Source organism: candidate division WOR-3 bacterium, assembly GCA_039804165.1.
Taxonomy (GTDB): domain Bacteria; phylum Hydrothermota; class UBA3072; order UBA3072; family UBA3072; genus JAFGHJ01.
The window spans coordinates 1-7,059 of sequence record JBDRZZ010000040.1; the positions used below are offsets into that span (position 1 = coordinate 1).

Annotated in this window: 11 protein-coding genes; all 11 read right to left on the bottom strand. The window is 32.1% G+C overall.

Translation table 11 applies throughout. The features are described 5' to 3' along the window. Positions 1-152: 152 nt before the first annotated feature. Entirely contained in the window at positions 153-1,241 is a 1,089-nt protein-coding gene (locus ABIN61_08865) for a hypothetical protein (protein ID MEO0294312.1), read from the bottom strand. Between the two features lie 512 nt (positions 1,242-1,753). Next, positions 1,754-2,263: a hypothetical protein gene (locus tag ABIN61_08870; protein MEO0294313.1), complete on the bottom strand. Its 510-nt coding sequence runs from the start codon at positions 2,261-2,263 to the stop codon at positions 1,754-1,756. After that, positions 2,264-2,734: a hypothetical protein gene (locus ABIN61_08875; GenBank protein ID MEO0294314.1), complete on the bottom strand. Its 471-nt coding sequence runs from the start codon at positions 2,732-2,734 to the stop codon at positions 2,264-2,266. After that, positions 2,731-3,705, bottom strand: coding sequence for a 6-bladed beta-propeller (locus tag ABIN61_08880; GenBank protein ID MEO0294315.1), 975 nt, complete (start codon positions 3,703-3,705; stop codon positions 2,731-2,733). The genes ABIN61_08875 and ABIN61_08880 overlap by 4 nt, the downstream gene beginning before the upstream one ends. Further along, a complete protein-coding gene (locus ABIN61_08885) occupies positions 3,698-3,895 on the bottom strand; it encodes a hypothetical protein (GenBank protein ID MEO0294316.1) in 198 nt (65 codons plus the stop codon). Before ABIN61_08885 ends, ABIN61_08880 begins: the two co-directional genes overlap by 8 nt. Positions 3,896-3,947: 52 nt before the next feature. Next, the gene (locus ABIN61_08890; protein ID MEO0294317.1) at positions 3,948-4,187 is read right to left on the bottom strand and encodes a hypothetical protein; all 240 of its coding nucleotides are present in this window, start codon (positions 4,185-4,187) and stop codon (positions 3,948-3,950) included. Positions 4,188-4,402: 215 nt separating this feature from the next. Next, the gene (locus tag ABIN61_08895; protein MEO0294318.1) at positions 4,403-4,696 is read right to left on the bottom strand and encodes a hypothetical protein; all 294 of its coding nucleotides are present in this window, start codon (positions 4,694-4,696) and stop codon (positions 4,403-4,405) included. Between the two features lie 16 nt (positions 4,697-4,712). Further along, positions 4,713-5,231 (bottom strand): redoxin domain-containing protein, encoded by a 519-nt coding sequence (locus tag ABIN61_08900; protein MEO0294319.1) that lies wholly within the window; start codon positions 5,229-5,231, stop codon positions 4,713-4,715. A gap of 29 nt (positions 5,232-5,260) precedes the next feature. Further along, positions 5,261-6,322, bottom strand: a complete 1,062-nt coding sequence (locus tag ABIN61_08905; protein MEO0294320.1) for a 6-bladed beta-propeller — start codon at positions 6,320-6,322, stop codon at positions 5,261-5,263. A 77-nt stretch (positions 6,323-6,399) separates the two neighbouring features. Further along, positions 6,400-6,588, bottom strand: a complete 189-nt coding sequence (locus tag ABIN61_08910) for a hypothetical protein (protein ID MEO0294321.1) — start codon at positions 6,586-6,588, stop codon at positions 6,400-6,402. Positions 6,589-6,868: 280 nt separating this feature from the next. Next, positions 6,869-7,059: hypothetical protein (locus ABIN61_08915; protein MEO0294322.1), on the bottom strand; the 191-nt coding region annotated here is incomplete at its 5' end.

The window sequence follows — 7,059 nt, forward strand, 5'->3', positions numbered from 1 at the left end:
CTAACTTTCCTTTCCATTCAAATCTCATCAAAAACATCCTTCTTTTTTAAACACCCTCAATTTTATATTTAGGAAATAATTTATTCAATGTGGACTGACAGAAGGCAGGTTCTGAGGATGGATAAAGAGGATAAATAGGAATTCCTTTATTACTAAAATTTCGGTTTCTTGAAGATTAAAATGCAAGGTTCATTCTCAGCAGTTGTTACATATAAATTCTCATTATCAACCGCAATGGAAGTTGCAAGAACTGGCAACTCAAAGGATAGCACATATGAAAGGTCCTCTTTCCTGAAAACATCCACAAACTTCCCCTCTCCAAGATTAATTTCCTTTCCTTTTCCTGTCCTGAAAGCAATTACTTTCTCCATTGTTATCTCTTCACCAGAAAATAAAGCATATAAATATTTTCCGTCAGATGTGAGGGAAAGATAGGACTGAATGCATCTTTCTGGGTCTCCCGAGATAATTCCTCCTCTTTCTTTAACCTCAGCCTCTGGGACTTCAATATTTCTTGGTTCAAACTCATATTCAAACACATCTCCTATTGGAGATGATTTAAAAATAAGAGATGAATAATAGTGGGCGAAGAAAAAATTCCCTTCTTTGTCAAAATAAATAGCTCCTTGCTTTAAGAGAGGATTCTTACCCAACTTTATCATATTTTGGTTCTTTGTTAGAACTTTCTTGAACGGATAATATTTTAAAACCGATAATACCTTACCATTTTCATCTATTTTGATTTTCTCTGCAAGACACTCCATTGAAAAGAGATTAACTGATACACCCTCATTATCACTTATCATGTATAGAACGCCCATTTCAGCTTCTGGCTTTATCTCTTTTAAAAATTTTAAATCGTTTGAAAAGACAACAAGCTTCCTTTGCAACGGAAGAAAAATTAAAATCTTAGAACCTGTAGAGTTAATAACTGAAGGTGAACCCATAAGAACCTCTCCAGGACCCTGACCCCATGAGCCGAAACCTTTCAACTGGAGTGTCTTTTTATCAAGAGCATAAAAGGGATACTTTCCTTTTGAATCATAAACATAAAAATAACTGTCATCAATAGCGGAAATATTGTATCCCATTGCAGGAAGTCCGGGATAATTCAGAACGCCTTCACCTACTTTTTTGACCGAACAAAGTTCTATTTTTTTAACACTAACCTCTGAAGAAGCAACAACCAAGCTTCCTGATAAAAGAAAGATTAAACTCGCAATAATAAATTTGTTTTTCATCTCATATCTCCTCAATGATTGTGTATTTTTATATAAAATAAAACGCATAAAATTGTCCTGAGTTCCTTTTTTAATCAAAAATAGACTTTTCGCTTTCCCTCCATCATGGCATCATTCTATCTTTTCTACATTTAATCTTTCCTGTTCCTTATACTCAGACAAATCCGACGACAAATCTTTTATAAATTTGCTTTCCAAAAATATTTTCTTTCCGGCTTTTATTGACTCTTCCTGGCTACTCCAGAGAAGTGCATAAGTCCCTTACTTATATCTAAAACATTTCACTTATTACACTTAAGACTAAAACTGGTTTAAATTTATTTCTTTCTATGACTGGTATATTTTGCACCACCAATACTGTAACTCACATAGCCACCAGAGTTCTGGATTATTCATATTGCAAATTAAATACTCTAGTTCACAAGGAATGGGCAGATCCATAGACTGTAAGGAAACGACTTGCACTGTTGTGATACACAGAATAATCAAAATCAAAGGAAGTAATCTTTTTGTCATATATCCCTCCTTTTTATTGCTTTTTCAATAATCTCTTTTGCATTAAGGGGTATTGGTATTTTCTTTTTATTTATTTTTGAAGATTCTTTCTCATATGCCCAATTAATTTCTAAATAAAGAAACCTGCCTTTTATTGTAAATTCCAGCTGTTTTATCATTTCCCAGAGTATTACTTTTCTCCCAATTGATATCCCCTTTGATCCTACAACTACTTGCCAATCTGGAGCAAAACTCAACACAACTAAAAAGAAAACAACTAAAGTGTAGTTTTTAAGATTTTGTGGGTTCTTGAAAATTAGAAAAAGGGTTAAGGCAATATAAAATATGATAATTATCCAATTTAACCAGCTAAAAGGAAGATTCAAATGAAACTTTGAACACCATCTGTAATGAACCTTCCCGATAAGATTTTCTCTATTTTTCAATTCTTTATAATTTGAGACAAATGACCAAATTCCAAAAATTGTCATTAGAAAAAACAGCAAAAATAATGCTGGTTCCTCCATTTATCTTTCTCCTTCAATTAGTTCCTTAATCTGCGTTTTTGATAAAGGAAATTTAAATTTTTTTATAATATCTGAAGAAACATCTATCACTATTACTGTATTCTCTAAATTCAACCCTTTAAAAATATTTGTTTTATCAAGAATCAAAGGAAAGTTGATATTGTTAGCCTTGACAAAACCTCTTAACTGTTTTTCTATGATTTTTACTTTATTCTCATCTTCTAAATTATCAGAAAGAACAATCCCAGTCACTATACCTTCCTCATTTTTTTGTTTTTCTAATTTATTGAAAAGAGCAATAAAGGAATCAAGGCAGAAAGAACAAGAGATTGTAGAATAGTCAACAAAAATAAGGATTAGTTTTAAGTTTTTAGTCGTTTTATTTATCGTCTGGTTGCCTTGCCCAAAAGAAAAAAACAAAACTAAAATAGTTATACATACCCACGAAAATTTTATTAACCTCACCTTCATATAAGCTTTGGATACTCTATACGATATTTTTTGAGAACTGTTCCCATACCAGCCCGAGAGTATAGATTGTTCTCTTTGTCAATATGTATACAGTGAGTCGATTCTGGCAAAGTGACGGTGTGAAGTAAATTACCATTTTTGTCCAAGATGTAAATATCTCTACTCTTGTTTTTTGACCACGAGCCTCCAAGTATGTAAATGTTTCCAAAATTATCAAATTCAATATCTTTATAGACTACTTCCATAGGCAATTGAAAATGACCAGCTCTTGGCTTTTTCATTTTAACCTCTTTTCTCTCAAGAAGAGATTTGGTCCAAATCTTTTTCCCTTTGCTATCAAACTTTTCTATTTTATCCTGAAAGGTATAAACAATATAAAAGTTATTTTGGTTATCGATTTCAAATTCCACCATACTTAGCGTGGACTGACTCATATCATCAAATTTTGAATACTCTACTTTATTCTTTAGAGTCCCTTTTTCATCATAGAAATATATACATTTAGAATTTTCATTGGGGTCAAAAGTAGAAATAGCTATCAAGCTCTTTGAGAGTACTTTAAAATCTATCACTGGAACCCTCAAGGGTATACTTCCTCTATAGTTAAGTTCTTCATCAAAGATCTGTATTCCAGGCTTATTTTGATCAGTCACATAAAGAAACCCATTGAAATATTTAATCAATCTTGGAGCGAGGAATTCTCCTGGACCTTCTCCTCTTCTGCCTACCTTCTTTAATAGGGTTCCGTCTTTGTTAAATTTTTTTATGGAATAATCCATTGAATCTGTGACATATATATTCAAGCTCAAATCTGTAGTCACACCAGCCCATTGATAGAGAATATCTTCATCTTCACTTCCAATAGAAAGAACTTCTTTTAAAATGACTTTTTTTGGCTTATCTTGCCCATATGTGATTGAAGCGAACAAAGAATAGAAAAATGTAAACAATAAAAATATGCATTTACTCATAATATTTTATACACCAAATATATCCAATATTGCAATACATCCAACCCCAAAAAGTGTCGCCATATCTTTCAACACAATCCCAATATCCCTCTTCACAGGTCTTAGCATTTGCTACCTGCAAAAATGGGATTCCTAAAACCCCCATAAAAAAAGTTAGAATTAAAAAGAGAAATAATAATTTTTTTAACATGTCAACCTCCCAGTAAAAATATGGTATTTTAATTTTTTCCTGCAAACTCCTTTTACTCCATAAATTCAAGGCACCAAACATAACCTATCATACAGAATACTTCCCAAGCAAATGGTACTGCAGGATGAATAAACCCCGATAATAAAGCTTCAAATATACATCGCCAATAAGCAGTTTCGCAACTCGCATTCAATGAAGATGGGAAACTAAATAGCATTAAAATAATACAAAGTAATACAAAAGCTGTTACTTTAACTAAGCCTTTTTTAAAAATGGTTTTTCGTTCAATCATGAATTCCTCCTAAAATTTGTTCTGCCAGTTGTCTGGCATCATTAAAATTTATATCAAAGAGCATGCCAGAAATGAGATTGGCTTTTGGAGAGGGATTGGGGATTTCAAGGGATTAGGTAAATCGGCTTACAGGCCGATTGAGTTTTTGAAAATCGCTTGAAAAACATTGCCAATCCTGAATGTATTTCAATCGGACTGTAATCCGATTAATCGGACTATGAGCCGATTTTATTTCTTCTGTTGTTCAGCTCCTTTATTGTTATGCCCTGTTTCCTCAAAAAATCATGAAACTTCTTATAATCCTTCTCCTCTATCTTAAATATTGGAAGTACTCCTTTTAGAGAACCATTGCACTCTTTTAGTCCAAAGGAGATTATCTCCTCAAGCTGATACTTGTTTATCTCATGACTTAAATACGCTTTCCTAATATCCCAGAAACTCATTCTCCCTTCCTTCATCTCTTTAAAAATCCTCTTTGAATGCCATTCCAGTTTCTCTTCTACTCCCATCTCTTTCTTGCCTTTTCTATTTTCTTTTTGAGTAATAATGACTTGTAAGGATTTCTTTTAATCTAGCTTCTCTAAGAAGTTCAAGTGCTTCAAAATAGAAACTTTCCTGTAATTTCTTGTCTGAAAAACTTGGTGACATATAAAGAATTTTACCACTTCTATCCATTATTATCTTAAATGGCGTAATTGAAATATTAAATCTGTTTTTTATTTTCCCGTTTCTATCGTGGCCAACAGGGAAAGCTATTTCTACTTTTTCCTTGAGTGCTCTAATATCTTCTTCTTGTGGAATTAGACCTAATATAAATATCTCCTCCCTCTTTAAATCCTTGAAAAGCTTATTCCAGTAATATATTTCTTCTATGCAATTTCTACATTCGTTATTCGAGAAATAAATAATAAAGGTTAAAACACTCTCTCTTGATGGAATTGAAACTCTTTCTTTCAAACCTTTTATGAATATTTTTTCAAAAACTGAGTTTCTATTGCAATCCTTCACTTTTGAAACTAAAAAAACATTTATTATTACCAGCAAAATTGATAATGCTATCCACCAACCTTTTTTCAAGGTAATACCTTTGTAACTTTGTATTTAGAAAACCTATATTTGGGTTCTTTTTCATCATCAAGAGTTTCTAAGATGTAAATTTTATCCTCATGATTACTGTCAATCATAAAAAAATGCTGGTAGGAAGATTTCCCGATTCCTTCAATTTTCTTTCCATTCTCTAATAAGTTTCCATCGCAGTCATAACATCGCAAAAAATACTCCCACTTATTTAGCTTATTATTGAAGTTAGTAATTATCACTCCTACAAGATCTTTTAGAGCAAATATCCCCGAGACCCAGCTGAAAGAACGACGCCATCTCTCATCCGCTTCCATCATCTCCGATTGGCTATTTCCTTTGTATATTAAGTCAAAATCTTTAGTTTTTTTACATTGGTAAAAATAAGAAGGGTTTTCTCCAAATTTTCTTACAAGTTCTCCAGATTTATTAAATTTGAAGACCTTAACCTCCCTTTCCTTTACAAAATAAATCTCTTCATTATTAGAAATATCCAGAAACGACAAGGAATCAGTAACCCTGTTCCACATATCATCTCTTGGGTATTGGAAAGGAATTAGTGCCTTTATCACTTTTCCTGAAAAATCAATAATAATACCAATAAACTCTTTACCATTTTTTTCTACAAAATAACCATTTGAAATAATCCTGTCTTTACTTATTACAAAGGTATCATTTGGACTGAGAAGATAAAAGATCCTTTTGATCTCTCTGAATGTTCTATCAAATATTATATATTTCAATGCATGAACATCTTGAACACATATCCATTTGTCATTAACATCAATTCTAAATGGATACATAAATTCCCCTGGTCCTCCTCCCTTGCTTCCGAAAGTTTTAAGAAGTTTTCCATCCTTGTTGTAAATTTTAATATTAGAAGAATCTCCATCAACAACATAAATATTCTCTTTTTCGTCTACTGCTATATCTCGTGCATTAGTAATAAACTCACTTTTTTGCTCTAAGTAAAACTGAGAAAGAAGCTCTATTCTTATCTTTCCGTTCAAAAAAGAAGCTCCAAAAAGAAATAGCCATAAAAAACATTTCCTTTTCATTTATTCCTCTCAATTTTTTAGATTTTAATTTTATCATATATTCCCTACCCTTTCCCACCCTTTATTGATTTTTGGTTTTAATCAGGATAAACGACAGAACAATTTAGAGGATAGACCAACCAACATGTCTCAATAGGCCAACTTGGGTGACGAATTCCAAATACGGCTTTAGCTTCTACCCTTTGAGGAAGGAAAAAATAAATTAACCCCCATAAAGCAATAACCAAAAGGGCACTAAAAAGTGTTTTTTCAATTATTCTTCTCATTTTAATTTCCTCCTTTCAGAAATTTAATAGTGAATTCCAATACCCATTTGCCAATACTTTGAAGATTGTTCCCACCTATTTGCTATCACCTCCTTTCGCTTTAGAGTTAAAACCTTCATATAAAAATTCCTATCAAGAATTATGCCAGAAATGAGATTGGCTTTTGGAGAGGGTTTGGAGATTTTATTATTTTGGGAATTCTGACTCTGGTCAGAACGAATTTTTCAAAAAACTTATTAACCTTATCTAAACCATTGGTTTTATTAGAAAATCTTAACATTTATTTTTTCTGACTGTAGTCAGAACGATTCTGACTCTGGTCAGAATTTTTGAGATTCTGCAATGTTATACCTTGTGCATGAAGAAAATTCAGAAACTTCTTATAATCCTTCTCCTCTATCTTAAATATTGGAAGTACTCCTTTTAGAGAACCATTGCACTCTTTTAGTCCAAAGGAGATTATCTCCTCAA